24 protein-coding genes and 3 pseudogenes are annotated in these 25,288 nt (G+C 29.7%); 9 read left to right on the forward strand and 18 right to left on the reverse strand.

Going from position 1 to position 25,288, the window contains the following annotated elements; all coding sequences use genetic code 11:
• Positions 1-62 precede the first annotated feature (62 nt).
• The 9 genes from ACWJKP_RS11485 to ACWJKP_RS11525 form a co-directional block, all read right to left on the reverse strand.
• On the reverse strand, positions 63-1,844 hold the full coding sequence (locus tag ACWJKP_RS11485; RefSeq protein ID WP_165412962.1) for an ABC transporter ATP-binding protein: 1,782 nt from the start codon (positions 1,842-1,844) through the stop codon (positions 63-65).
• On the reverse strand, positions 1,841-3,571 hold the full coding sequence (locus ACWJKP_RS11490; protein WP_165412961.1) for an ABC transporter ATP-binding protein: 1,731 nt from the start codon (positions 3,569-3,571) through the stop codon (positions 1,841-1,843). The genes ACWJKP_RS11485 and ACWJKP_RS11490 overlap by 4 nt, the downstream gene beginning before the upstream one ends.
• Before the next feature lie 523 nt (positions 3,572-4,094).
• The gene (locus ACWJKP_RS11495; protein ID WP_165412960.1) at positions 4,095-4,808 is read right to left on the reverse strand and encodes a CPBP family intramembrane glutamic endopeptidase; all 714 of its coding nucleotides are present in this window, start codon (positions 4,806-4,808) and stop codon (positions 4,095-4,097) included.
• Positions 4,809-5,090: 282 nt separating this feature from the next.
• Positions 5,091-5,984 (reverse strand): GNAT family N-acetyltransferase, encoded by an 894-nt coding sequence (locus ACWJKP_RS11500; RefSeq protein WP_462961180.1) that lies wholly within the window; start codon positions 5,982-5,984, stop codon positions 5,091-5,093.
• 137 nt (positions 5,985-6,121) lie between these two features.
• Positions 6,122-6,664, reverse strand: coding sequence for a CDP-alcohol phosphatidyltransferase family protein (locus ACWJKP_RS11505; protein WP_165412958.1), 543 nt, complete (start codon positions 6,662-6,664; stop codon positions 6,122-6,124).
• A 150-nt stretch (positions 6,665-6,814) separates the two neighbouring features.
• The gene (locus tag ACWJKP_RS11510) at positions 6,815-7,327 is read right to left on the reverse strand and encodes a hypothetical protein (RefSeq protein ID WP_224578920.1); all 513 of its coding nucleotides are present in this window, start codon (positions 7,325-7,327) and stop codon (positions 6,815-6,817) included.
• 127 nt (positions 7,328-7,454) lie between these two features.
• Positions 7,455-7,664, reverse strand: coding sequence for a hypothetical protein (locus ACWJKP_RS11515; protein WP_165412956.1), 210 nt, complete (start codon positions 7,662-7,664; stop codon positions 7,455-7,457).
• Positions 7,661-7,957 carry a DUF2651 family protein gene (locus tag ACWJKP_RS11520; protein WP_462961181.1) on the reverse strand — a complete coding sequence of 99 codons (297 nt, stop codon included), beginning with the start codon at positions 7,955-7,957 and terminating at the stop codon, positions 7,661-7,663. Before ACWJKP_RS11520 ends, ACWJKP_RS11515 begins: the two co-directional genes overlap by 4 nt.
• 25 nt (positions 7,958-7,982) lie before the next feature.
• Positions 7,983-8,879 carry an alpha/beta hydrolase gene (locus ACWJKP_RS11525; protein WP_165412954.1) on the reverse strand — a complete coding sequence of 299 codons (897 nt, stop codon included), beginning with the start codon at positions 8,877-8,879 and terminating at the stop codon, positions 7,983-7,985.
• Positions 8,880-9,227: 348 nt separating this feature from the next.
• On the opposite strand from ACWJKP_RS11525, the pseudogene ACWJKP_RS11530 reads away from it, so the two are divergent.
• Positions 9,228-9,362, forward strand: a pseudogene (locus ACWJKP_RS11530) (transposase); the annotation flags it as partial.
• 104 nt (positions 9,363-9,466) lie between these two features.
• Entirely contained in the window at positions 9,467-9,733 is a 267-nt protein-coding gene (locus tag ACWJKP_RS11535; RefSeq protein WP_165412953.1) for a hypothetical protein, read from the forward strand.
• A 310-nt stretch (positions 9,734-10,043) separates the two neighbouring features.
• Here the strand turns inward: ACWJKP_RS11535 and ACWJKP_RS11540 are convergent, their stop codons facing one another.
• The 8 genes and pseudogenes from ACWJKP_RS11540 to ACWJKP_RS11575 all read right to left on the reverse strand — a co-directional run bounded on the left by ACWJKP_RS11540 (position 10,044) and on the right by ACWJKP_RS11575 (position 19,344).
• Positions 10,044-10,193 carry a hypothetical protein gene (locus ACWJKP_RS11540; RefSeq protein WP_165412952.1) on the reverse strand — a complete coding sequence of 50 codons (150 nt, stop codon included), beginning with the start codon at positions 10,191-10,193 and terminating at the stop codon, positions 10,044-10,046.
• 141 nt (positions 10,194-10,334) lie between these two features.
• Positions 10,335-11,165: a phosphoenolpyruvate hydrolase family protein gene (locus tag ACWJKP_RS11545; protein WP_165412951.1), complete on the reverse strand. Its 831-nt coding sequence runs from the start codon at positions 11,163-11,165 to the stop codon at positions 10,335-10,337.
• Positions 11,166-11,177: 12 nt separating this feature from the next.
• Positions 11,178-12,386, reverse strand: a complete 1,209-nt coding sequence (locus ACWJKP_RS11550; protein ID WP_165412950.1) for a Tm-1-like ATP-binding domain-containing protein — start codon at positions 12,384-12,386, stop codon at positions 11,178-11,180.
• 161 nt (positions 12,387-12,547) lie between these two features.
• On the reverse strand, positions 12,548-13,741 hold the full coding sequence (locus ACWJKP_RS11555) for a phosphoenolpyruvate hydrolase family protein (RefSeq protein WP_165412949.1): 1,194 nt from the start codon (positions 13,739-13,741) through the stop codon (positions 12,548-12,550).
• Between the two features lie 442 nt (positions 13,742-14,183).
• A complete protein-coding gene (locus ACWJKP_RS11560) occupies positions 14,184-16,583 on the reverse strand; it encodes an ABC transporter permease (RefSeq protein ID WP_165412948.1) in 2,400 nt (799 codons plus the stop codon).
• Positions 16,576-17,256, reverse strand: coding sequence for an ABC transporter ATP-binding protein (locus ACWJKP_RS11565; protein ID WP_165412947.1), 681 nt, complete (start codon positions 17,254-17,256; stop codon positions 16,576-16,578). Before ACWJKP_RS11565 ends, ACWJKP_RS11560 begins: the two co-directional genes overlap by 8 nt.
• Positions 17,257-17,407: 151 nt before the next feature.
• Positions 17,408-18,658: a sensor histidine kinase gene (locus ACWJKP_RS11570; protein ID WP_165412946.1), complete on the reverse strand. Its 1,251-nt coding sequence runs from the start codon at positions 18,656-18,658 to the stop codon at positions 17,408-17,410.
• Positions 18,649-19,344 (reverse strand): annotated as a pseudogene (locus ACWJKP_RS11575) (response regulator transcription factor). Before ACWJKP_RS11575 ends, ACWJKP_RS11570 begins: the two are co-directional and overlap by 10 nt.
• 377 nt (positions 19,345-19,721) lie before the next feature.
• Here ACWJKP_RS11575 and ACWJKP_RS11580 point away from each other — a divergent pair.
• From ACWJKP_RS11580 to ACWJKP_RS11610, 7 genes and pseudogenes are all read left to right on the forward strand, one after another.
• Entirely contained in the window at positions 19,722-20,033 is a 312-nt protein-coding gene (locus ACWJKP_RS11580) for a hypothetical protein (protein ID WP_224578919.1), read from the forward strand.
• Between the two features lie 423 nt (positions 20,034-20,456).
• Entirely contained in the window at positions 20,457-21,155 is a 699-nt protein-coding gene (locus ACWJKP_RS11585) for a hypothetical protein (protein ID WP_165412944.1), read from the forward strand.
• A gap of 142 nt (positions 21,156-21,297) precedes the next feature.
• Positions 21,298-21,682 (forward strand): annotated as a pseudogene (locus ACWJKP_RS11590) (2-thiouracil desulfurase family protein).
• Positions 21,683-21,803: 121 nt separating this feature from the next.
• The gene (locus ACWJKP_RS11595; RefSeq protein ID WP_224578918.1) at positions 21,804-22,565 is read left to right on the forward strand and encodes a peptidase MA family metallohydrolase; all 762 of its coding nucleotides are present in this window, start codon (positions 21,804-21,806) and stop codon (positions 22,563-22,565) included.
• 191 nt (positions 22,566-22,756) lie between these two features.
• Positions 22,757-23,233, forward strand: coding sequence for a GNAT family N-acetyltransferase (locus ACWJKP_RS11600; protein ID WP_165415010.1), 477 nt, complete (start codon positions 22,757-22,759; stop codon positions 23,231-23,233).
• Between the two features lie 138 nt (positions 23,234-23,371).
• The gene (locus ACWJKP_RS11605) at positions 23,372-23,551 is read left to right on the forward strand and encodes a hypothetical protein (RefSeq protein WP_165415011.1); all 180 of its coding nucleotides are present in this window, start codon (positions 23,372-23,374) and stop codon (positions 23,549-23,551) included.
• A gap of 412 nt (positions 23,552-23,963) precedes the next feature.
• Positions 23,964-24,176 (forward strand): TolB-like translocation protein, encoded by a 213-nt coding sequence (locus ACWJKP_RS11610; protein WP_165415012.1) that lies wholly within the window; start codon positions 23,964-23,966, stop codon positions 24,174-24,176.
• 285 nt (positions 24,177-24,461) lie between these two features.
• Here the strand turns inward: ACWJKP_RS11610 and ACWJKP_RS11615 are convergent, their stop codons facing one another.
• Positions 24,462-25,238 carry an ABC transporter ATP-binding protein gene (locus ACWJKP_RS11615; protein WP_165415013.1) on the reverse strand — a complete coding sequence of 259 codons (777 nt, stop codon included), beginning with the start codon at positions 25,236-25,238 and terminating at the stop codon, positions 24,462-24,464.
• Between the last annotated feature and the right edge of the window lie 50 nt (positions 25,239-25,288).

Here is a 25,288-nt window from a genome sequence, read left to right on the forward strand (position 1 = left end):
AAAAAACACCAACAATTATGTCAGTGCTTATATAAAGATTTAAATATTCATTAATAATTAATTTAATTTTCTTCCTGATTCCCAAATTGACTATTATAAAGTTTTTCATAGAAAGCACCCTTTTTCATTAACTCATTATGGGTTCCTTGTTCTATAATATTTCCTTCATCTATAACCAATATTAAATCTGCATTACGAATAGTTGAAAGTCTATGTGCAATAACAAAGCTAGTTCTTCCTTTCATTATATTCCTCATAGCTTTTTGAAGTAATATTTCTAATCTAGTGTCAACTGAACTAGTTGCTTCATCTAATATTAATATTGCCGGATTTGATATTATAGCTCTTGCTATAGTCAAAAGTTGTTTCTCTCCTTGAGATATGTTAGAAGCCTCTTCATTTAGAAACATGTTATACCCTTCTGGAAGTGTTTTAATAAAGTGATGTACGTTAGCTATTTTAGCCGCTTCAATAATTTCTTCCTTGGTAGCTCCAAATCTACCATACTCAATGTTTTCAAAAATTGTTCCATTATATAGCCAAGTATCCTGAAGAACCATACCGAATATAGAACGTAAATCTTCACGTTTCATATCTCTAGTATCCACTCCATCTATCTTTATAGCTCCCCCTTGAATATCATAAAATCTCATTAATAAATTTATTAATGTTGTTTTACCTGCTCCTGTTGGACCTACTATAGCAACCATCTGACCACTTTTTATCTCTGCGTTTAAGTCCTCAATTAAAATTTTATCTCCACTATATCCAAATTTTACATGTTCAAAAGTAACATTTCCACGTACATTCGCGAGCTTTATAGAAGAGGCTTTATCTGGAATCTCCTCCTTCTCATCTAATATTTCAAATACACGTTCAATTGCAGCAAATGCTGATTGTATTGCAGCAGATAATTGCGTTACTTGAGAAATTGGTTGATTTATTTGCCAGATATAACGAATAGATGCTTGAAGATTACCCACTGTCATTATTCCATTTATAGCATATGTTGCGCCAAGAATCCCAATGGCTGCAATTCCTAAATAACTTACTAATGAAACTAATGGAGACATTATACTTGATATAAATTGCGCCTTAAATCCAGTATTAAAAAGTTCTTCATTAATATTTTCAAAGTCTTTTATAGCATCTTCTTGCTTTCCATACAGTTTTATTTCATTAAAACCAGTATATATTTCTTGCACTTTACCATTCAATTCGCCCAAAACATTTTGCTGTTTATAAAATAAATTTTGTGATTTACTAACTATAAATTTTGACACTAAATAACTTAGCGGTATTATAAGTATAGCTAACAATGCAAGTTTTATATTAATTGTAAACATCATCGCAATAGCTAGAGTTATTGCCAATATTGAATTTATAACTTGGCTAAAACTCTGTTGAAGTGCATTAGAGATAGTATCTATATCATTTGTTATGCGGCTCAACATATCCCCATAGCTATTTTTATCAAAATAACTTATAGGTAATTTTCTAATTTTACCTTGTACAGCATTTCTTAAATCTTCCATAGTGTTTTGAATAGAATTAGTTAACAACAAACTTGCTGCATATGTTGATAATGTTCCAAATATATAAATAAAGGCCAATATTCCCAATACCCTTAAAATATAATTAAAGTTAACTGAAGCTCCTTTTACACCTTTTGCTATATTCACAACATCTTTGGCAAGACTAGTTGTAATTAATCCCTCTATTTTTGGAGCAATAGCAGTAAAAATAGACGCTACTACTATAAATAAAATTGCGCCAATAAGTGCTCTCCTATATGGTTTTACGAAGGGAGAAATTTTTCTCATATTATCCGTTAACTTTTTCATTGTTCCAGTTCCTCCTTTGTAAGTTGGGATGATGCAATTTCATAATAGATTTCGCAGGTTTTTAGTAATTCTTTATGAGTTCCTATTCCTACTATCTCGCCTTCATTCAATACTATAATCTTATTAGCATCAATTATTGATCCTATCCGCTGTGCAACCATTAAAACTACGGAATCTCTAGTTTCGTCCTTTAATTTTTCTCTAAGCATTGCATCTGTTTTAAAATCTAAAGCGGAAAAGCTATCATCAAAAATATAAATTTCAGGCTTTCTAACTAATGCTCTTGCAATAGATAATCTTTGCTTTTGGCCTCCTGACATATTAGATCCACCTTCACTTATTAATTCTTCAAATTTTTTATGTTTACTATTAATAAAATCATAAGCCTGAGCTACCTTAGCAGAATGTTCAAGTTCCTGTTTATCTGCAGCATCTTTACCAAATTTAATATTAGTACCTATACTGCCAGTAAACAACAATGTTTTCTGAGGTATAAACCCCATTTTTTCACGTAGTGCTTTTAAATCATATTCTCTCACATCTACGCCATCTATCTTTATGCTACCTTTTGTAACATCATAAAATCTTGGAATTAAATTAATTAACGTACTTTTCCCACTGCCTGTACTTCCTATAAATGCAACTTTTTCTCCTTTTACTGCTGTAAAGGATATATCACTTAAAACTGGAATCTCTCCATCTGGATAGATAAAGGTAACATTATCAAACTCCACAATCCCCCTAATAGCTGTATTTTTAACACCATATTTCGGATTTTTAATAATAGGCTCTTCATCTAACATCTCATTAATTCTATCAGCTGAAATTTGTGCTTTTGGATACATGATAAACATCATTGAAAAAAGCATAATTGAAAACATTGCATGAAACAAATATTCTATAAATGCTACCAGTTGTCCAACTTGTAGCGTTCCTACATTTATCATTTTGCTAGAAACCCAAAAAATAGCGAGCACTGCTAAATTCAACAAGAAAAAGAAAGTTGGCTGAGAAATTGCCATAAGCTTATATAACTTCTTAGATAGATTTGTATAGTCATTGTTAATTGCTTCAAATCTTTGATTTTCATGATCATCGTTACCAAATGCCCTAATTACTCTCGTTCCAGTTAAATTTTCTCTTGATATTCTATTTAATTTATCTAATTTTTTCTGTTGTTTTTCTGATATTGGATAAGATATCTTAGATATAATAATTACCCCAATCACTATGAATGGCACCGTTATTGCTAATACTACAGACAAATGTAAGCTCGTTCTTATAATCATTACCAAACTTACAATAAACATAACTGGTGCAAGTAATGCTGTTCTTAATAATGTATTTGTAAATTGTTGTAATTGAAAAACATCATTGGTTGTTCTGGTTATCATTGATGATATCCCAAACTTATCATATTCACTATGTGAAAATTCCTGAGATTTTTTAAAAATATCGTTTCTTAAATCTCTAATCATACTAGTAGAGATTTTTGAAGAACAGTACCCTAATAATATTGTACCCATGGCTCCAACTATAGATATTCCTACAATTATAATCCCCATATGTTTTGTATATTCTATATCCTTATTAGCTATTCCTGTGTCAATCACTCTAGCCATTATTGTTGGAATTCCTAATTCCACTAATGCAAATCCAAAAACTGATATTATATTCAGCACTAGAAGCAGTTTATATTTTTTTATATATTTTAATATAAGTTTCATTCCTTGTATTCACTCCTTTTTTAAGTACACTTGAAATCTGGTTGCAATAATATTATAATAAAGTATACAGTTACCGTATAGTCAAGAGGAGTAATTAACTATGAATGAAAAATTTAATAAATATTGAAGAACTTAAAAAAATCTACGTCATTTATGGTGCGGATCACCTTTGATAATCTTATCTTTTATTTAAACAAAAAGTGAGAACCACGCTCTTTATCGTATAACTTATCTTACTAGTCTTAAATTCACTAAAAAATTGTTATAATTACAGAAACAAAGATTACGAATATTACACTTAGAATTAACAAAATTGATTCTCCTTTTTTGTTATTAATATATGAGTCATACCCATTTGATATGCTCAAGATACCAAATAATAGTAATTCAATTGGCATTATAATTTTTATATTAATCATATTAAATAAACCTAAAAGCGATAATATAATAACTATTGGTCCAGTAATTTCTACTCACGACCTATAAAAAAAATAAGCGTTTATAATAAATCCTAAGCTTGTTTTTAAGTATTGGCACTTAATTTTTTATGTTTAAATTTATACACTGCTAAAATTAAAATCAGTATTATAATTACAATAATTGTTACATAATCAAAATATAAACTGAAAACCAAGTTACTAATTTTTATATCGAAAAGTAAAAAATTGTTAGATTCACCTGTTATGAAACTATAAAAATCTACTACGAAATGTAACCCTATAGGCAAATATAAAGATTCTGTTATTATATACAAATACCCCAATAGAATTCCCATAATAAATACAACAAATAGGGCATGAAATTGTTGATAATACTGCGTATGAAATATTGTGAATATTAATGAGCTTATTATCAGAGCAACGACTTTCCCTTTAAATTGCATTAAATGCTTTAAAATAATACCCCTATATAATATTTCTTCAGTAAAACCGACTATTGCACAAGTCACGAATGCACTAATAATAGCTACAATAATCTCATTTGTAGGGTAGAACATAAACCCTATACCTTTGAATTTTACAATTTTCATTACACTCAAAATCAACACCCCAGCGAAATACATTAGCGTTCCTATGCCAATACCTATAAATAACTGTTTAAAACTATTTTGTTTAAACTTCATGTCAATAAAATCAAAACTAACTCTGCCATTATTGTACTTTTTAATAACAAAATACTGGCCGATTAATATACTAATTTCTAAGCCACTATAATTTATAAAATTATTTTCAAGCAATTTAAGCCCAAATTTTCTACTAATAAGTGTTATTACATACCATACAAATGCAGCTAAGATAATATTTACAAAAGATACTGCTACGATTTTTAAATTTCTATTTAACCTTCTTCATTTTAACCCCTACTTTAATTTACTCGTATTTAATTAAACATATCATTCTTATTAAGCGTCATAACTATAAAACCGAACAATTCAATGTTTGTGTTTATGATTAGTGTTTTACGTTCATAGCATTCCGATAGTAGTACATCTAAGAATATTTTTGCATAAATGCAATATTTACTTACTTATTTCATAGTAATCCATAGTATAAGTCTCTTCAAAGCCACATGATTTATAAAGATTTAAAGCATTTTTGTTTTTTACAGACACTTGAAGCATAATATCCTTTGAGGTTTTCTCTTTCAATTTTTCTATTGATGAGAGTAAAATGTCTCTCCCATAACCATTACCACGGTATTCTGGAAGCACACCAAATCCATAAATACCTCCTACACCATCACATATTTCTAAACGAACTTTTCCTATGATTTTATTATTAATTTCTGCTATATAAGTAATTGCGCCACATTTTTCTTCTTCCTCAAACATACAAATATCCTCTTCTTTGAATTCCACATTTGAATATATATAATCCTGCACTGCAATTTCTTTTGCATCCTTATTTGTAGTTTTTCTTAAAACTACATCATGCGCTATTGTATTTTGTTTTAATTTATTTCTTAAAAACATCTCATATTCAGAGTTATCAAAGCTGGCACCTGTGGATTTAATAAATTCCAGTCCAGACCTAGAATTATTATCACTTAGCAAAAGCATTTTTGTTGCATCGCCTCTTCTCCATTCATCTTTAACTAAAGAAAATAACCTTTTAAATACACCCATTCTTCTATACCCGGGGTGCACCATACCATTTACTTCTAGTACAGCTCCCCCAAAGTTACATATACCAGCATAACCTATAAGCTTATCTCCATCATAGTACATGAATTCACTAATTTTGCTTAAAGTATCAATCTTTCCTTCTGCCCTGCTTAGCTTATAATCAATCTCTAATTTTAGTTTTACTCTATCCATTTCTAAACAAATCCCTTGAAGAGCATATATATCTTCATAGTCATTTTTATTTAATCTTTCTCTTAATCTTATATAGGGACTTTTTATTTCTCCCATAATCTATATCTAACCCCTTTTTATTATTTATTAGTAATAGTTAATACTATATATTTGCACCATCATTTTCTCTTACAGTTGTTTATGACGAACCTTAAGAATGATTTGTCTTAACTGTTAATTGATATGGATAATGCTCATTTTAAGAATATGCCTTTCTTATTTACTTGCAGTTCATTTGATAATAGATGAATGAATAATTCTTCAATAGCAGCGGTACTTGCAACCATACAAATTATATACATCAGCACATCTGATTGGGAAAAAGCAAGTGATAGTGGGAATGTAAATAGCACAAGCCCTGTAATTTTATTCCCATAAGTATGAAGTATCCCAAATGTTTTATACTTTACAAACACCACTATCATTGACACTACTCTTACTATTCCGATGATAACTATCCAAACAATGATTTGAACTGTTGGATTTATAATTGAATTAATAATTGGATATAGTACAATTGTCAGTATCACAACCATTATCAAATCTGCAACAGAGTCAAGTTTTTCACCCAATTTACTTCCGGTATCTGTTTTTCTTGCTATATATCCATCAAAAACATCGCTAATTCCACAAACGAGATAGATTGCGAAGAACACTATACTTAATGGTTTTGCCACAAGTAATGTAATGGAAAAAAATATTCTCGCAATTGATATATAATTTGCTATTGACTTCACTGCATCACCTCTTAAAATATAAATTAGCCTTGCTTCTTATAAGAATATAAGTTTGACATACCCCCGTTATTCTTTAAGAATTCTTGCTGTTGTTTATGACGAACTTTATGAAAATCGGACTTAACACAACCACACATTATGCTCATGCTCTTACCATATTAAATACTTTAAAATCACAAAACATATCCCTGAAATAACAATCGACCCAATTACTGATATTACACTCCCCTTTAAGAAACCGATAAAATGGAATTTATAATCTTTGTACGCTTTATTTCCCTCACTCCCAGGAAGTACAATAAACTTCGGCTGCCAAGTACAAAAAATAAGCCAGTCCATCACGATTAAATCAAATATATTCCAACACAGGCACACTATAAGTATATGGCAAAAGATTACCCAATAACTTACTGAATTTTTATGATATGTATATATTCCACTCCAAAATATAAAAGCTACAATTAAAAGCATCGTTATTGTTTCAAACATATATGCAGCTTTTTTATTTGTAAATGGAGGAAGATTAATAACATCATGTAGTTCTTTCGGATAATCTTGTAGAAATAAATGAGGCCACTTTATTTCAATAAATGTAACCGTACTGCTCCACATAAGTGCCCAAATTAATCCATGTATCAATGCTGTTCCCAAATTCACTAACATACACATCCTTTCATCTTCACATTATAGGCATATCCTGTCCAATTCATCTAATTTCTTTAGTAATTCTTACAATTGTTTATGAAAAACTTTATGGAAATTGTGTACTAATTAAAACTAAATATTACGCTCATTTGTTAAAATTGTTGTCGTTATTTTTCTGTGATTTATAGTTTGTAATACTACAACAAAAAATGGTAACGCTAGAAAAAAATATAGTAACTGCAGGCCACATTGTCATTCCGTTAATTCTTGAAAATACAAGGTTTATGGAAGTAATAATAAGTGAAAATACAGAAAGAATTAGTGTTATTTTTGCACTTTTCGTATTAGCTTTCATTTGAATCTCCTCCTATACACAAAATACCAATAATCCTCATTATACAGTTTTTTATGATTGATGCGCTTATTCTTACATATAATAATCAAATCTGCTACAAATGTTCCTAATAAAGAAATGAAAGTATATATAAAACAATAAATTAGAAAAATTGAACCCATTACAGTAAATGTTTCAATCAAACAGCATATAAAGCTAATCAATAAAATAATCGCCCTTTTTTTTACTATAAGTTCTAATCCTAAAGATAATACAAAAACTAATAATGGATATGTGAATAAGAGCATTCCCATTGGGTCATTTTAGTTTTCTTATATTCTATATAGAATTAAGAAACTTTACTGCTTCATCCATTGCTACTCTGGAACATTTCCTTTTATAAAAATTCAAAAATGCATGTTTTGCTTCAGGATACTCCTGTTTACTTAGCATTAATAACTTATAATTCACCTTATATTTACTTAATTCTTTAGCAAGTTCAACAGATTGAGGATGTATAATATCTACTTCACCTGTACATATGAAAGCTGGAGGAAATTTTTTATTAATGTAAAATATTGACGAAGTCAACTTGACTCTTTTTTTATATAAATCCAAATCCTTACCTAAAAAACTTTCATTTTGTATTTTTATAATCGGAGAATTAAGCTTATCTAAATCGCTAATATTATACACTCCATAAAACAATAAGATACCTTTTATAACATCAATTGAAATTACTTTTTCAATATTAGTAATTTTTTTCAAGTCTTCATTCTCTAAAATCGTTACATAATGACTTATCAAATGTGCACCTGAGGAATCTCCTGCTAAAAATATTTTTGTTTTATCTCCACCATAAATTTCAGCATTCTTTTCAACCCAATTTATTGCACTGGCTATATCTTGAATTTGTATTGGGTAGCTGTATTTTGGTGCTAATCTATAATTAATATTAAATGTTAAGTATCCGTCCTTAGCAAAGCTTTTACATATTCTTGTATAACTATTTTTATTGCCACTCATCCATCCTCCACCATGAACATAAATGATTATTGGAAACATCCCGTTACCATCTGGCACTGCAATATCCAATAATCTAATACTATCCTGATCCTCAACATATTGTATATTCGTAATAAACTTAAATATATGAGGAGGATTATTATTAAAAATAAATTTTTCACCTATCAGATTCATAACATTATATTGCCATTTTATTAAATAATATTTCATAAATTTCACTCCCAACCTATATAAAAATATTTAACACCTACTAAAGCCATATCTCCGCTATTCTAACTCTTTATAAAACATGACTTTCAGTTGAATACTATATTACCTACATTTATCAATTTAGTATTCATTTTTCAAGTTTCACATTATAGATATAATTTTTTTTCATAACATTTGCTCTAATACCATAATTCAACAAATGAACTTAATTACCTTTAAATTATATAAGTTTCGAATATTTTATGAAACTATGTGTGCTAATATTCTCAAGTCCTAAATAATCACATGCTAATTTAAATTGCTTTTATATAAATATTAAAGCAGCAAACGAAATAATAGAAATTAGAGTGTAGACCTCGTTTTGGGAGTGCGGAGTACGTACTTGAATATCTTGGAAGATACACTCATAGAGTAGCTGTATCTAATCATAGGATTGTAAATTTAGAAAATGGCTATGTAACATTTAAGTGGAGAGATTATAAACTTCTTCTATAAATTACTACTTATATTTTTCTATCATACAAACACATTTTGACTTCATTTGAATATATATAATAGGGTAACATAATAATTTTTGGAGGAACAATATGAATCAAATGTACAATATGGAAGAACCCATGATGCCGTGGAGGATGGCACCTGCACCTATGCCTAATATGCCAAACATGCCAAACATGCCCAATATTCCTATGCCCATTATGCCTATATCTAACAGTACTATGCCTATGACTATGCCTGAGCATATGCAAATGATGCACATGCATATCATGATGCAAATGTATATAACTATACAAATGAATACTATGAAAATGATGGATAAAATGAATAAGATGGATAATATGGATAAGAAATAAATGCAGGAAAAATTAATAAGTATGTAGTAGTTAAAATTAGAAAAGCATGAGTCTTAAACTATACTTATGCTTTTCTAATTTTTGTAAAATATAAATATTACCACATCCAGATTTTATTCTTTATTTACACAACATTTACACCCAGCATATTCCCTATATTTTCATTTTTAACAATTAATTCCACATATCGATTCAACCATTATTTTCTTTTGAATTCTTTTTTGTTAAGAGCCTAAACCCAATTTATATTACAATAAATTAAGCTACTATATTACGTAATAAAAAAGAAGCCAAATTTTTAAGCTTCTTATTATTCTATATTTATTTTATTATTCTTCTTAATAATCCTTTTTCTTAATAATTCTTTTTCCTTAATAAAAAATTCTTCTTCTGTTATAATTCGTTCATCTAATAATTCTTTATATTTCATAATTTCATCTGTTACAAATTCCAATAACATTAAACAATCACCTCATTTAATTTTTTTCAGAACGAGGTACAACACACTCTTATTTATAAGCGTCTCATAACTCATTCGTTTGTCATTATATTTCTTTAGCATTATATATTTTGTTTTCAGTTAAATTATAGTCTTAATAATTTATTTTGCTATCGATTTAAATAATACTGTCTGTTCTTTAATACCTTTCTCAGCTGCAAATCTTTCAATACTTGATGCACCAAAAAAACCATCTATTCCTTCTGTTCTTTCAATTACATATGTAGCATCTTCTGGTTCTGCAATTGGTCCCCCGTGACAAATCACCATAATATCTGAATTAACTTCTCTACCGGCTTTAATAATAGCTTCAATCTTCTTAACACAATCATCTAATGTAAGAGCTGTTTTTGCTCCAATTGTGCCTTTGGTAGTCAAACCCATATGTGCGACTAAGATATCTGCTCCTGCTGCTGCCATTGCTTTTGCTTGATCTGGATTAAATACATAAGGAGTCGTAAGCATGTCTAATTCATGTGCTGTTCTAATCATTTCTACTTCTAATCCATATCCCATACCTGTTTCTTCTAAATTTTGTCTGAATACACCATCAATTAAACCTACTGTTGGGAAATTTTGAACTCCATTAAACCCTTGATCCTTTAATTGTTTTAAATATATCTCCATAACTCTAAAAGGGTCAGTACCACATACCCCTGCTAAAACTGGTATGTTTTTTACAACAGGTAATACTTCTGAACCCATCTCAACCACAATTTGATTTGCATCACCATAAGATAATAATCCTGCAAGTGATCCGCGGCCTGCCATTCTATATCTTCCAGAATTATATATAATTAGCATATCAGCTCCGCCAGCTTCGCTGCTTTTAGCAGTAATACCCGTACCCGCTCCTACTCCTAATAGTATCTTTCCATTTTTAACTTCACCCTTAAACTTTGTAATAATTTCTTTTCTCGTCATTTTATTCATTTATAATTCCTCCTATTTATTCATTAACGCTATTAATTTTTGTGCTGCTGCTTCTGCAAATACTACATCATTAATCTCGCAATCCATTTCAATTACTTCTACAATGTTTCTGCTCACACCATTTCTTAAGGTGTCAAATAGCATCTTATCTTCTTCTACACCATAGAACGATTCACCTTCTACATCAATGGTTGATATGCCTCTAAGCGGTAAAAATAAAGCAGTTTTCTCTTTCGCCATATTTAATTTCTCAACAAGTTTCCTCCCGATTGCTTCATTTTCTCCTACAGTTGTTCTCATAAGTGTCACTGTCGGGTTGTGCTTGTAAAAATTACGTCCCGCAAACTTTTTTGGTATTGTATCGTATGGCCCAAAGTTGCACATATCAAGTGCCCCTACTGATACAACCTGTGGAACATGATTTTTACTTGCTGCCTCTAAACGATGATCCCCTGCATTCAAAACTCCACCGATAACTTCATCTGCCCACTCTGTTGTTGTAAGATCTAATACTCCTTCAATAAATCCAGCCTCAATAAGTGCTTCCATCGATTGTCCACCTATACCTGTTGCATGGAACACAAGCACTTCATATCCTCTATCCTCAAGATATTTTCTGGCTGCCGTTACACATGGAGTTGTTACCCCAAACATAGTTGCAGCAATCAATTTTTTTTTCTCTACTACTTTTATGCTTTCAAATTTAACCATACCTGCGATTGCAAATGCTGCATTTGCAAAAATCTTAGTTGAAATTGAATTAAGCCCTGAAACATCTACTACGGATGGCATCATAACAATATCACTTGTTCCTACATATGGAGCAGTATTTCCCGATGCTACTGTAGATACCATAACTTTTGGCACCCCAATAGGAAGTGCCCTCATAGCTGGTGTGACTAGCGAAGTTCCTCCACTACCTCCGAGGGATATAATTCCATTAAATTTACCTTCTTTATATAATTTAGGTACTAATTTTTCCATACCTTTTGATAATATTTCAGTTGCTAATGCTCTGTCCTTTTTATCAACGAGAGTTTTAATGTCTATGCCTGCTGCCTCTGCTACTTCATTGTTTGATACATCTGGTTTAAATGTTGACTTAAACACACCTGTGTGAATCGTAAAAGTACTTAACCCCAAACTTTCAATCAATTCTTTTAAATATAAATACTCATCACCTTTCGTATCAAATGTTCCTGCAATTGCAACTGTTTTCAATTTTTTAGCCCCCTGTACAACTTTCGTTTTATCTATCCTTCACAATACTAGATAAATGATTTTAAGAATGTTCTCATTAAAAAACGGTATGATTTATTACAAATTAATCATACTGCCATAGCTTCTTACCGTAAATGCTTTTATGTCTTATGTTTTTGTGCTTATGTATTTTTTTTAGATTTATATTGTTTTGGAGACAATCCCTTATATTTTTTAAACATTTTGCTAAATTGTGCATAATCATGATAACCGACTAATGATGCTAACTCTGATAACTGGATATTTTCTCTTTCTAAAATTTCTACTGCTTTATTTATACGGAATTTAACTATATACTCTGGAAAACTGCAACCAACTTTCTTTTTGAATAGACTGCTTAAGTAACTCCTAGATACATGCGCTACTATAGCTAAATCTATAAACGAAATATCATTCATATAATTTTCAGAAACGTATTCCTGCACAAATCCAACATAATCATAGTGTTTTGTAACTCCATCCAACATCTTAATCATTAAATCATCTTCATTCAGCTGCCCTGCTATTTTAAAGGCTTTTGTTATATTTGTAATCGCCTTTTCTGATGGAATTCTCTCAAATGCAGACCCACCTATATATCCCATTAAGTTTTTATTACTACTATACATATACTGAATATCAATTGGTGTCTTTACAGGGCCACCATAAACCAACTTAATTACTTCTGGCTTTAATTCATTACATTTATTAAATATCTTGTCCACTTTAACCTTTGCGGCTTCCAGAGAGAATACTTTTTTTGCCCCTAATAACCCTCCTCCCGTTAATCCTAAATGTGCACAAATTATATCAGCTCCAGCATCAATCATCTGAGCTGCTTGTATCTCGTCAAATACAAATGCAACTGTAAACATATCTTTTTCATGGGCTATTCTTATTGCTTGCACTTCAATTAGATAATGCTGTCCATTGTCTTTTAGAGCCTCGCTAAATTGACCGTCAATTAGTCCAACTGTCGGGTAATTATTAATACCAGAAAAACCCATGCCTTTTATTTCACCTATGTAACTATCTATGTTTTTAGTAGGGTCTGTTGCATTAAGGCCAAAAATAATAGGTATGTCAGTTACCAAAGGCATTATTTCTTTAGAAGCAAAGTCCATTACCATATCATTGCTATTACAAAACGGTAAAAAACCTGCTAGTGAGCCCCTCCCCATTTGGCGAAACCTACCTGAATTTAACATCAAAAGAAAATCAGCCCCACCCTGTTTGGCATATGTTGCCGTTATTCCTGCACCTGCAGCTACCCCAATAATATGATTACCCATTTTTATTTGTGATTTTAAATTTTCTAGTATTTTTTCTCTCTTCATGCTTTCTAAGCCCCTTATTTTATTCATAATTCATTTTTTTGTTCATATTTTCTCTTCAAAAATAATCCTTGCAGTCCTGAACCTTATTCTATCTTCATTATACTACAAATTTTATCATTTTATCTTTATTTTACCTTTAATTTCTTTGTTTTACCTATAATATCTTTTTTTGCTTTTATCCATATTTAACGACATTTCAAAAGGATAGTATCCCACTTCTATAAGTGGGAGTATAAATCACTTTGCTAATAAAAAAGATAGCAAAACTTTAATACAAAGTTTTGCTATCTTTTCTTATTATGGCATATATATTTTTTTTATTAGCATCAAACATCACTCCACATATGAGGTATATGGTAAGATAATTCAATTAAAATAGATTACACTAAACTTTTTTAATCCCTAATAAATAGTTTTTACTTATAATAAGGAAATATATTAATTATTCATTACACCTTATTCTTTCAATTACAGTTTCACCGTGTAGTTTTCTTTCTACAATATAAGTTATAACATACTGAATTGCTATAAATCCTATTGCTACTGCAAGTATTGATCCAATTGGTAATCTATATATAATGTGTTCATTACCGTCTTTATTAGCAAGGTAAAATAAATACCCTAGTGACACTCCTCCTGTAATAGACATTATTAAGCTTATTACAGAATAGTACATACCTTCAATTTGAAGCATAGCTCTCAACTGAGCGTTTGTAAGTCCTGCTGCTTGCATCATTGCTAATTCTTTTTTTCTAGCCATTATGCTTGTAATCATTGTATTAACTAAATTAATAACCCCAATTAAGCCAATGATACCAACTAAGCTCATACTAGCAATTTTCATTCCTAGCATATCCTTTTCCTGTTTTTCTTTAAACTCTTTTTTAGATGAAAATGATATTCTCTCATTTTTAGAGGAAAGTTTTTTTATAGATTTTTCCACACTTTCGTATTTAGCCTCTTCAATATTTATTGATATTCTTGCTATTCGCTTATCATTAATATTTCTATCAAAAGTTGCTTCATGGACTATAAGAGTTGGTCCCATATGACGAAATGGTAATTTTTCAGGTAACTTGTTAAATGATCCACCAACTATAAACTCTTTTTCAATATCTGAATCTGACGCTTTATCATGAACCACAACTTTTACTTTGTTTCCAACTTTTAAATTATTATATTTGTAACTAGTATCCTCTAAATCTCTTTTAACTAATATTATGTTTTTATTTTTCATATCACTTATTGATAATTTACCATCAACCATATATTTTTTGCATTCTTCAAGTGAATTCTCATCATATCCATATAAATCGCAATGTTTTCCATCTGTATATTTTGGTAAATTATGCTTAAAAGTAGTAACTTTTTCTATCCCATCTATCTTTTTAATATCATTTAATATTTTTTTATCTAGTGGGTCATCTCCTATATCACCATAAGTGCCTAAAGCATTAACACTAGTAAGTTCAATATCTCCTGATACATAAGTATCTACCAATGTATCTAAATCAATTACATTAGCCATACTTGAAAATAATATGATTAAAACTCCTGTTAATGATATAGATATCACTGTGACTATTGTCCTTTTTTTGTTTCTCCAAAGATTTAAATATGCTAATTTTTTTAAGCTTATTATTTTCTCTCCCTTTCTTTTCTTTTTCTTTGAACTAATTTTTACACCACTATATCTTATGGCTTCTATAGGCGATATTTTAGAAGCTATTTTACTAGGCTTTCTTAGAGAAAGTATAATTGTGATTAAGCTAATAAAAGTTGCTATTAATATAATAAAAATTGAGGTTTCAACTTTTATATATGAATCCGAAATAAAAACTAAATGTCCTACACTAAAGCTTAAAATGTGTCCAAGTATAATACCTAATGGAATTCCTAGGAGTGATAGCATTAAACCTTCTTTAAACACTAACTTTCTAATTTGTTTTTTAGTTGCTCCAAGTGCGGATACAAGTCCAAATTCTCTTATTTTAGTTCCTATATGAATAACAAAAATGTTATTTATAACAAGTACACATGCAGCTATTATTACAATACATATAATGGCTGAAACCATCATAATATCATGTTCAACTCCCAGTGCCTTTAAATATTCCTCATTTACATGTACATTCTTATTATCAATACCCAAATCTTTTGCTACACTATATATCGTGTCTTTAATATTAAATCCTTTTACAGTAAAATCCGCCTGTAAATCAATATCCTTATTCTTTACATGCTTAAGTATATATTCTTTTGATACAAGAGATACAGCAGTGTTCCTATTTTTTTCTTCATCACTATCATTTAAAATTCCACAGAGTACAAATTCTCCTTTTCCTTCATAGTGTGATTTTAGCTGTTTATTACTACTGCTATAATGAATATTTATTTTTTCTCCTATACTACTTTTTACTCCCATTTCTTCTAACATCCATTTTGGCACTGCTATTTCATTTTCTTTTTTAGGAAAAGTACCTTCTATAATTTTCTCATTATTATTTTTCGCATAAATTGCATCATTATAAGATAATCTTAATAAATTTGGTGCAAACCTAATGTCTTGATAATTTCCTAGCTGAATGCTTTCTCCTACTTCTTTAACATTTTTATGGTTTTTTAAAATCTCCAAATTTTTAGTTGAAAGATGACTAAACGTAGCATGACTATATCCTACTTGTTTTACTACTTTATCTACATTCATTTCATGCATACTATAGGTTAATATGCTTATTGCAGTAATAAGACATGTGGATAAAATTATAGAAATCATAGCTACTAAGTTTATTCTTTTATTCATTTTCAGGTTTTTTTTTGAAAGATTTGATAAACTATTCATTTACAAATCCCCCTTTTATCTTACCATCCTCAATTCTAATAATTCTATCTGCCATTTGTGCTATTTTATCATCATGAGTTATCATAATAAGTGTTTGGTTATACTTCTTAGCAGACATTTTCAATAAATTTATTACTTCCTGTCCTGTTTTAGAGTCTAAGTTTCCAGTTGGTTCATCTGCAAGTATAATTGCTGGTTTTGTAGCAAGAGCTCTTGCTATTGCCACTCTTTGCTGCTGACCTCCTGACAATGCATTTGGTAGATTGTCTTTTTTATCATATATCTTAATAGTTTCCATTAATTCTTTTATATAATCTTTATCTACGACTTTATTATCAAGCCCTATTGGAAAAGTTATATTTTCCCAAACATTTAAAACTGGAATTAAGTTAAACGCTTGAAACACAAATCCAATCTTTCTTCTTCTGAAAATAGCAAGTTTATCATCCTTCATAGAATAAATATCTGTGCCATCAATAATAACCTTTCCGGACATTGGCGTGTCAAGTCCACCAAGCAAATGTAGTAGAGTACTTTTTCCTGAACCTGAAGTTCCAACTATAGCTACAAACTCACCCTCTTTAATGGATATACTAACATCATCTAGCGCCTTTACTAGATTTTCGTCTTTACCATAATATTTTTTTAAATTAACTGTTTTTAAAATTTCCATATTTGTTATCCCCCTATATTTTGAAGTTGAACGTGGGAAATTGAAAGTTAAAATTTAAATTTATTCACTCTTAACTTTTAACTATCAATTGTCTTCTGTCATCTATATATAAAGAATAACATTATTTTCTTTCAATACGCTTTCATACTAGCTAACACTTTTGTAAGAAAAAGTTAAACACAGTACCTTCTCCTTGCCTTGAAGTTAATATTATACTTCCACCTTGAATTTCAAGTATTTTTCTTGTTAAATATAACCCTACACCACTACCTTCTTTTACTTGAACGCCCTTTGATTTTCCCCTGTAAAATCTTTTATAAACATCACTCATTTCATTTTCTGATATACCAATTCCGCTATCTTCAATATCTATTCTAATAAATGATTCCATTTCGATCATATCTACAGATATCTTTCCACCTTCATTTGTATATTTTACTGCATTTTCTAAAACATTAAATACTGCTTCCTTTGTCCAATTTGTATCGTGATCTATAAGCATGTTTTTGAAATTTCCAATAATTATTTCAATATTCTTTTCCTCTGCTTTAAAATAAATTTCATTAATAGCTTTTAAGATAGTATTTTTTAAGTCTTCTCTGTGCATTTTAATATTTATCATACCTACTTCGAGTCTTGACAACTTAACTAGTGATCCAACTAACCATTCCAAGCTATTAATATCACTTTCACTTCTAGTTAAAAACTCTATTCTCTCACTACTGCTTATATCGTCCTCTAATAAAATTTGATTGAAAAGCTTAATAGATGATACTGGTGTTTTTAATTGATGTGAAATATCAGTTACTAATGATTTTATATTTTCTTTTTCTGCCTCAAGCGTAGTTATATTACTTTCAAGTTTCTTACTCATTTGCTTAAATTGAAAATTTAGCCTAGATAAAATACCCTGGTCATAATCATTCATATCGAAAGAATAATTATCCTTCATGATTTCATCCACAGCTAAAGAAAAACTATCTATCTTGCGAAAAAAATATTTTATTGTGAACCACAAGAGAGCAATAACAATCATAGATATTACTACTATTATTATTATGTCATAGGTTATTATATTAAAAAAATATTCTTTTTTCACCTTATCGTAGGCTATGGTTGAATCATCATGATATCCGTATTTTGCAAGTATATCTTGTCCACTTTTATTATATTTATCATCACTTTTATCAATAACGGCCTTTACAATTTCAACTTCATTTTCTGGATACATACTAGTAAGCGTACCAACCATTGTTTGATTTATCTGAAACTGACTATTATAAAGTTTATTTATAAAATAATATTGCGAACCTAAAAATATTGTACCCATTATAAATACACTTATCATTACTATTACTGTAAGCTTCTTAAATAATGGCTCTTTTTTTATATCTACAGACATTTTTTACACTCACCTACCCACATATACCCTACGCCTCTCACTGACTTTATATATATTGGATTTGAGGCATCATCACCAATTTTTTCTCTAAGTCTTCTTATATTTACAGCTATAGTATTTGGGTCTATAAAATCCCCATCAATATCCCACAATTCATTTAAAAGCTGCTCCTTTGTAAGAATTTGCTTAGGATTCATAATTAAGTATTTGAATAATTTCAGTTCTGTTTTACTTAAAAATATTTCCTCTAGATTTTTTAATATCTTCATATCCTTAAGATAAAAAACTATACCTTGAGACATAATCTTTTCTTCTCCTTTTTTCACACAATTCCTTCTAATAAGAGCATTTATCTTAGACAAAAGCACCATAAAACTAAACGGCTTTGTAATGTAGTCATCAGCACCCATGTCTAGACCTGTAACTATATCTACTTCCTCATCGCAAGCTGTTAAAAATATTACTATAGCATTACTTTTTTTTCTGATTTCGCAGCAAAAATCAAATCCATTTCCATCTGGAAGCCCTACATCAAGTATAATAAAATCAATATTTTCATTATTAAAAATCTCTCTTGCCTCTTTAATACAACTAGCAGTAAATACCTTCATTCCTTCTCTGCTTAGCTAAAAACTAATACCTCTATTCAATGATTCGTCATCTTCAACTAATAAAACCTTTACCACATTTCCCGCCACCTTATTTATCTATGTAATATTTGTACTTTCTTTAATATTTAAGTTAACAAATCTTGATATCATTTTTGTCTCCATTACTTTATGGTATATTGTTTATATTAGTAAATAAGCCTAAATTAGACTTTATTTATATACTAAATATAACATAAATTTCAATTATAAGAAATATTCTGTACCTTCTACACCTCAAAGAGATAAAAATTGAAAATATTATAAGTATATATTAGCTAATGTAACTTCTTTGAGAAAAATATTAAAATAACACGAGTATTTTAAATATTCTCCTGGATTTATCGTTATTTTGGCTATATTTTCTTAACATAGTAAATTTATGATTAATGGTTACTACCCCTTTTTCAGCAATAATGGAAACAAATGATAAAGAAAAACTCATAGAATTCATTCAAGAAAGCGGTAAGAGTAGTAAAGAGTTTATGGGAATCCTCATGGGTGATTATGAATTAAACAAGGTAAAAAGTGAAAATGAAACAGTTAAAACCTTACTTGCAGATAGTCAGGCAAGAAAAATAGATCTTGAGAATAAAATAATATCCAAAGACATCGACGTTGATACCCTAAAAATAAAACTTGAAGTTTCAGCTGTGGAAGCTCAAAAAGAAGTAACGAGAATTTCTGAATTGAAAGAATTTGAAAAGGAAAAAGCACTACTACTGTAAGAGAAGTCTAATAAAAATATATTAGAATACCAGAAGCAGGCAGAAGAATATATAAGAGAGATGCAGAGACAAAACCCATATTCATTTTAAAGAGGGTATTTTTAAAAGGCTCTTTTTTTTAAAATGTCATTGACATATGGTCCATTATAATTTTAGTTTAGTACGCCTTTTTTTTTATTGTTATTTACAAATGTACTAATAATTATTCATTATGAATTACCTAAATTGAATAACAATTTATAGTTGATTTTATATTGTTGCTGTGAATAAGAATTACCCGCTCTACTGGATAAATCCATATATACTCTATTTAAAAATTTATGGTATTATTAGTATAATTAAATAAATATTTCATGTTATACTCGTAAAATAAAACGTAATAAAGTTTATTAATCTAACTTTTATGGAATTGGAGGAATATTAATGTCTCTTGAGAGAAATAAAGATAGCAGTATAACTATTCTAAACAATAATGTAGTAAAATTAACAGATGATAAATGGGAAGAAAAATTCCAACAGGCGTTGCAAGAATATGCTAAATTAGTGACTGCATGTGCCCATACATTTAAGGAAACAGAGCAATATTTTTTAGAGCAGTGTGATGCGCTGCCTCTAACCTCAAATGATAGGCGTATGAAAAGTTTTCAATTAAATGTGATTATGAGCCATTTTAAAGATAAACTGGAGCATAAAGCACCAAGATTTTCATTTGATATGACAGACGAGGAAATAGAAAAATGGGATAAAGAAGAAAGTGCTATGCGTCAGGAAGCAGAGAATTCTTCTCCTCAACAGTTTGGACTTAATATTCATGGATACTATTTACCTCATACAAAACGTAATGAGGTTTTTTATGAGCAGGAGTATCAAGACGTACAAGAATTTATGGAACTTACAAATCAAGATGCTAAGAAAATAAAAATGGAGGATATTTGTTTCTTCTTTGAGGAAACTACGGGAGATTATCTTTTTAGCTGCGGTGGATGTAGTCTCATTTATCAAGTGATAATTTTTATAGGTATAAGTGAGGATGATATTGAAAAACATACTCAACGTTTCTTAGGATATATCAATGCAATGCTTAAAATGGGATATTTGCCTGATTTGATTGAAGAACAATAAATTTTCATATTTAAGATTAGTTCATATTTTTCATTAATGATACATGTATGTATCGTGATTCTACGATACATGTATCATTGTAAAATTATTATGCAACTGAAAATTCTTATATCATAAAACTAATAAAATGAGATGGTGCTACATGTACTTGGTAAGTTCCTGTTTAGCAGGAGTTAATTGTAGATATGATGGGAGAAATAGTGAGAATAAAGTTATAGTTGGGTTGCCTACTCAAAGACCATGTTGTGAGATTGTCATATATGAAAGTGACAATAAAAAAGTAATTAGTAAAGAGGGGCAAGATTTTACTAAAGAGTTTATTGAAGGTGCAGAAAGGGCTTTAGCAATTGCTAAAGTCAGAGGTATCAAAAGCAATACTACAACCTAAAAGTCCTTCGTGTGGTTGTGAACTTATATATGATGGCACATTTTCTGGGAAACTAGTAAAAGGAAATGGTTTAACCGCAGAACTATTAATTAAAAATGGAATTGAAGTGTATACAGAAAATCATTTAGATAAATTATAATAGTCGTCTTATTCTTATATAGTACATCAATCGTGATTCTGCGATACATGAATAATTGTAAAAAATAACGTACAAACCAACATATTCGAAAATAATATTAACTATAAGGGAGAAAACTGAAATGATAGAGCAAAGAAAAGAAGATTGTTCGGGTAACGTAGAATGTGAACAGATATATAAAGAGAAAGATTACAAACTAATTTTAAGAAAAGAAACTCAACATTTTATAATTTATTACACTGAAATAGATAAGACATGTATAGATAAAGTTTCAAATGTTCTCGAAAATAGTTACAATAGAATTACAATTATTTTTAATGAACAACTTAAAGAGAAACTGACTATTGAGATTCATTCAGACATTAATCAGCTTCATATTGCTTTAGGATTTCCCAATGCACCTGATTGGATAAGAGGAGGGATTGGGGTAGACAAAATTGTAATAGCATCTCCTTTAAATCCACCACCTGGTTCACAATTTGATAACGTAGTAAATACAGCTGTTCATGAGTTTGTGCATATAATAGTAAATAAAATAAATAATCATACGCCCAGATGGTTGAATGAAGGAATTGCATGTTACGAAGCAAAAGATAATAATGAAAACTGGATAAGGAAAACAATTAATGAAGGTTTAGTAAACAGTACGATTCCTACACTCAATGATTTAGATACTGGAGATGATTTTGAAACATTTTTCAAACGCAACGGGTATCAATATTCATACACAATAGTAGAATCAATAGTTGAAGAGTTTGGTTATGGTAAGTTATATAATTTAATAAAATCACCGGATAACGTTATAGGCATTTTTGGCATAACAGAGGAGCAATTGCAAAATAAATGGATTGAGTATATTAAAAAGAATTATCTACTAACCTAAACATGAAAGATTTTCTATTTTTTATTACTTAATAATGTTTGGATACCATATATATTTATTAGTTCCTCTGCACATGATGCACTTCAAAGAACAACACCACTAATATATCATACTGTTTTCTACGTTAGTCGCAACAGTAGTTTATTACGAAGTAAATATTATTAATAAAATGTGAGTATGGAAGTGATAAAATGATAAGGCAGATAGAAAGAGATGAGATTAAAGTATGTGTACAAGTAATCAGAAAAAGTTTTGGAACGGTAGCACAAGAATTTAGTCTTACAAAAGAGAACTGTCCAGGGAATGCAAGTTTTATGAAAGATGAAAAATTATATAAGCAGTATGATGAAGGTCGACCAATGTTTGCTTACCTGGATAATGGTATCATTGTAGGTTATTTTTCGCTTAGCAAGAATGATGGTGGGAGTTTTGGACTGAATAATCTCGCTGTATTGGTAGAATATCGCCATAAAGGTTATGGCAGAGAAATGATTATTTTTGCAATGGATAAAGCCCGCGAAATGGGAAGTAATAAAATGACTATTGGAGTAATTGAGGAAAGTACGAAATTAATGAATTGGTACAGTGGTTTAGGATTTATACATACAGGTACAAGAAAGTATAAACATTTACCTTTCACAGTGAGCTTTATGAAAATTGGACTTTAGGCTTCTATAGTAAGAAATACTACAAATATATATAATATTTGATTAGTTCGGAATATTCTTAAATAGTTCATCAATTGTAAATATACGGTATAAGTAAAATAATATTTTAATGCGAATTAGTTGGAGGGGGATGTTGGCGTGATTCAGATTAATAAATTATTGGATAATGAACAAAAATCAAATACTACAAATTCTATATTGAGAAAATTTACTATGGTAAAGACTTTAGGTGATTCACATCCCGATAAACATTATAAGATAACGAGTGAGTTTCATAAAAATGTTGAATTCTACCCTTTAGAAGAGATAAAATCATGAAACGTATTTTTATTTTCACATTAATTATAGGCTTATTAATATTAATTTTCAAACCTTATGATGATGAATTCACAGGACTTCTACACATGAATATGATATTTTCTCTGTTGACATAAACGGAAAGAACTTAAAGCAACTTACCTTTATTAAAGAGTATCAAATAAAAGATTTAAATATCACAAAAGATGGAAACACTTTAATCTTTAACAGGTCTGATGAAGTAGGAAATAACATTTCCACAATTTCATTAAATGCTTTAAACAATCCAATTTCAATTCTATCCATAAAAGATTATGGAACAATTGAAGAAAATGACACAATTGGCGATATAAAATTATCGCCCGATAATAATTCTATTGCTTTTTCAGCTGTAGCTAAAAGTCTTAGCCCCTTTGAATATGAACTGTATACTATGGATATTAAAACGAGAAGAGCTAAACAATTAACTAATCTAAGAGTATCTGAAAATAGTCCTACTTATTATCATAAGAGCGATAAACTTTTATTTTTTAAGTATACAAACTGGCCTGATTCACCTCCTGCATACGAACTATATTTAATTAATACAGATGGTACTAATATGAATAGAATTAGTATAGATATACCGTTAACTACTTATGACTAAAGTCACTAGTACTTAGTATTATAAAATTGCTACCACTACTATCTTTCAAACCATTCAAATTCATAAGTTCATTAACTGTCATGTTAAATGATTTTGATATAAACCATAGGGTGTCTTCTTCCTACACAGTATAAGTATCTTAGCTACGATCGCTAGCTAAGATACTGCATACCATGGATTTAACCTCCGTTAAAGGAAAGTTTTGTCCTGGACAGGAAGTATCTCTTAACTCCCTATGGCATTTTATAGTGCTTATTCTGTATTTGTTACACATGTAATGAAAAATTAGAATCCATTTTCCACTAACCATTTCATAATGCTTTCTTCCCTTTCCTTAATATCGTCATGCTGCGCATCGTATTTACGCATTTTGTTCTGTGCAACAATATTTCCATCTACCATATACAATATTCTTTCGGTTTTTGATGCCACCTTTACATCATGCGTAACGAGCATTACGGTTGTTCCTTTTTTATTTATCTCTGCAAGAATTGACATAATCTCTGTTGCCGATTTGGAATCTAATGCTCCGGTTGGTTCATCTCCAAATATGATATCCGGATCATTTATAAGTGCTCTGCAAATGCCGGCTCTCTGCAGCTGTCCACCAGATGCCTGGGTGACATTATTATCTGCAAGCTTTTCAATTCCTGTCATTTTAAGTAGTTTTTTTGCGTTTTGATATACCACATTTTTATCCGCATCTTTTGATACAAAGGCAGGAAACATAACATTGTCAATCACTGACAGATTCTTTAAAAGATTAATATCTTGAAAAATAAATCCCATGTTATTAAGCCTAATCTTCGCCAGTTCTTCTTCTTTTAGTCCAACCATTTCACGTCCCTTAAATTTCACACTACCAGAAGTAATTCTATCCATACCACTTACATTATATAGCAGTGTTGACTTCCCGCTTCCAGATGGCCCCATGACCGATACGAATTCACCTTTTTCTATCGCAAAGTTTACATCCTTTAAGATATGAAGCTCATTATCTTTCCATAATTCTACTTTTTTATTATATAGGAAACAGCTTGCGGAAACCGCTGTGGATAACATTCTAGCTAAAAAATAGATAGAAAAAATCAGATAAATATGAGATGATTAAA

This window comes from Clostridium sp. CM037 (assembly GCF_055081095.1).

What these genes read in the sequence shown, in the direction of transcription:
- ACWJKP_RS11510 (WP_224578920.1), bottom strand. Translation starts at nt 7,327, where the DNA reads ATGTTAGTGAATTTGGGAACAGCATTGATACATGGATTAATTTGGGCA.
- ACWJKP_RS11570 (WP_165412946.1), bottom strand. Translation starts at nt 18,658, where the DNA reads ATGTCTGTAGATATAAAAAAAGAGCCATTATTTAAGAAGCTTACAGTA.
- ACWJKP_RS11520 (WP_462961181.1), bottom strand. Translation starts at nt 7,957, where the DNA reads ATGGGAATGCTCTTATTCACATATCCATTATTAGTTTTTGTATTATCT.
- ACWJKP_RS11485 (WP_165412962.1), bottom strand. Translation starts at nt 1,844, where the DNA reads ATGAAAAAGTTAACGGATAATATGAGAAAAATTTCTCCCTTCGTAAAA.
- ACWJKP_RS11515 (WP_165412956.1), bottom strand. Translation starts at nt 7,664, where the DNA reads ATGAAAGCTAATACGAAAAGTGCAAAAATAACACTAATTCTTTCTGTA.
- ACWJKP_RS11525 (WP_165412954.1), bottom strand. Translation starts at nt 8,879, where the DNA reads ATGAAATATTATTTAATAAAATGGCAATATAATGTTATGAATCTGATA.
- ACWJKP_RS11615 (WP_165415013.1), bottom strand. Translation starts at nt 25,238, where the DNA reads ATGTTATCCACAGCGGTTTCCGCAAGCTGTTTCCTATATAATAAAAAA.
- ACWJKP_RS11610 (WP_165415012.1), top strand. Translation starts at nt 23,964, where the DNA reads ATGGATATTAAAACGAGAAGAGCTAAACAATTAACTAATCTAAGAGTA.
- ACWJKP_RS11595 (WP_224578918.1), top strand. Translation starts at nt 21,804, where the DNA reads ATGATAGAGCAAAGAAAAGAAGATTGTTCGGGTAACGTAGAATGTGAA.
- ACWJKP_RS11565 (WP_165412947.1), bottom strand. Translation starts at nt 17,256, where the DNA reads ATGGAAATTTTAAAAACAGTTAATTTAAAAAAATATTATGGTAAAGAC.
- ACWJKP_RS11490 (WP_165412961.1), bottom strand. Translation starts at nt 3,571, where the DNA reads ATGAAACTTATATTAAAATATATAAAAAAATATAAACTGCTTCTAGTG.
- ACWJKP_RS11540 (WP_165412952.1), bottom strand. Translation starts at nt 10,193, where the DNA reads ATGTTATTGGAATTTGTAACAGATGAAATTATGAAATATAAAGAATTA.
- ACWJKP_RS11580 (WP_224578919.1), top strand. Translation starts at nt 19,722, where the DNA reads ATGGAAACAAATGATAAAGAAAAACTCATAGAATTCATTCAAGAAAGC.
- ACWJKP_RS11535 (WP_165412953.1), top strand. Translation starts at nt 9,467, where the DNA reads ATGAATCAAATGTACAATATGGAAGAACCCATGATGCCGTGGAGGATG.
- ACWJKP_RS11560 (WP_165412948.1), bottom strand. Translation starts at nt 16,583, where the DNA reads ATGAATAGTTTATCAAATCTTTCAAAAAAAAACCTGAAAATGAATAAA.
- ACWJKP_RS11500 (WP_462961180.1), bottom strand. Translation starts at nt 5,984, where the DNA reads ATGGGAGAAATAAAAAGTCCCTATATAAGATTAAGAGAAAGATTAAAT.
- ACWJKP_RS11600 (WP_165415010.1), top strand. Translation starts at nt 22,757, where the DNA reads ATGATAAGGCAGATAGAAAGAGATGAGATTAAAGTATGTGTACAAGTA.
- ACWJKP_RS11555 (WP_165412949.1), bottom strand. Translation starts at nt 13,741, where the DNA reads ATGAAGAGAGAAAAAATACTAGAAAATTTAAAATCACAAATAAAAATG.
- ACWJKP_RS11585 (WP_165412944.1), top strand. Translation starts at nt 20,457, where the DNA reads ATGTCTCTTGAGAGAAATAAAGATAGCAGTATAACTATTCTAAACAAT.
- ACWJKP_RS11545 (WP_165412951.1), bottom strand. Translation starts at nt 11,165, where the DNA reads ATGAATAAAATGACGAGAAAAGAAATTATTACAAAGTTTAAGGGTGAA.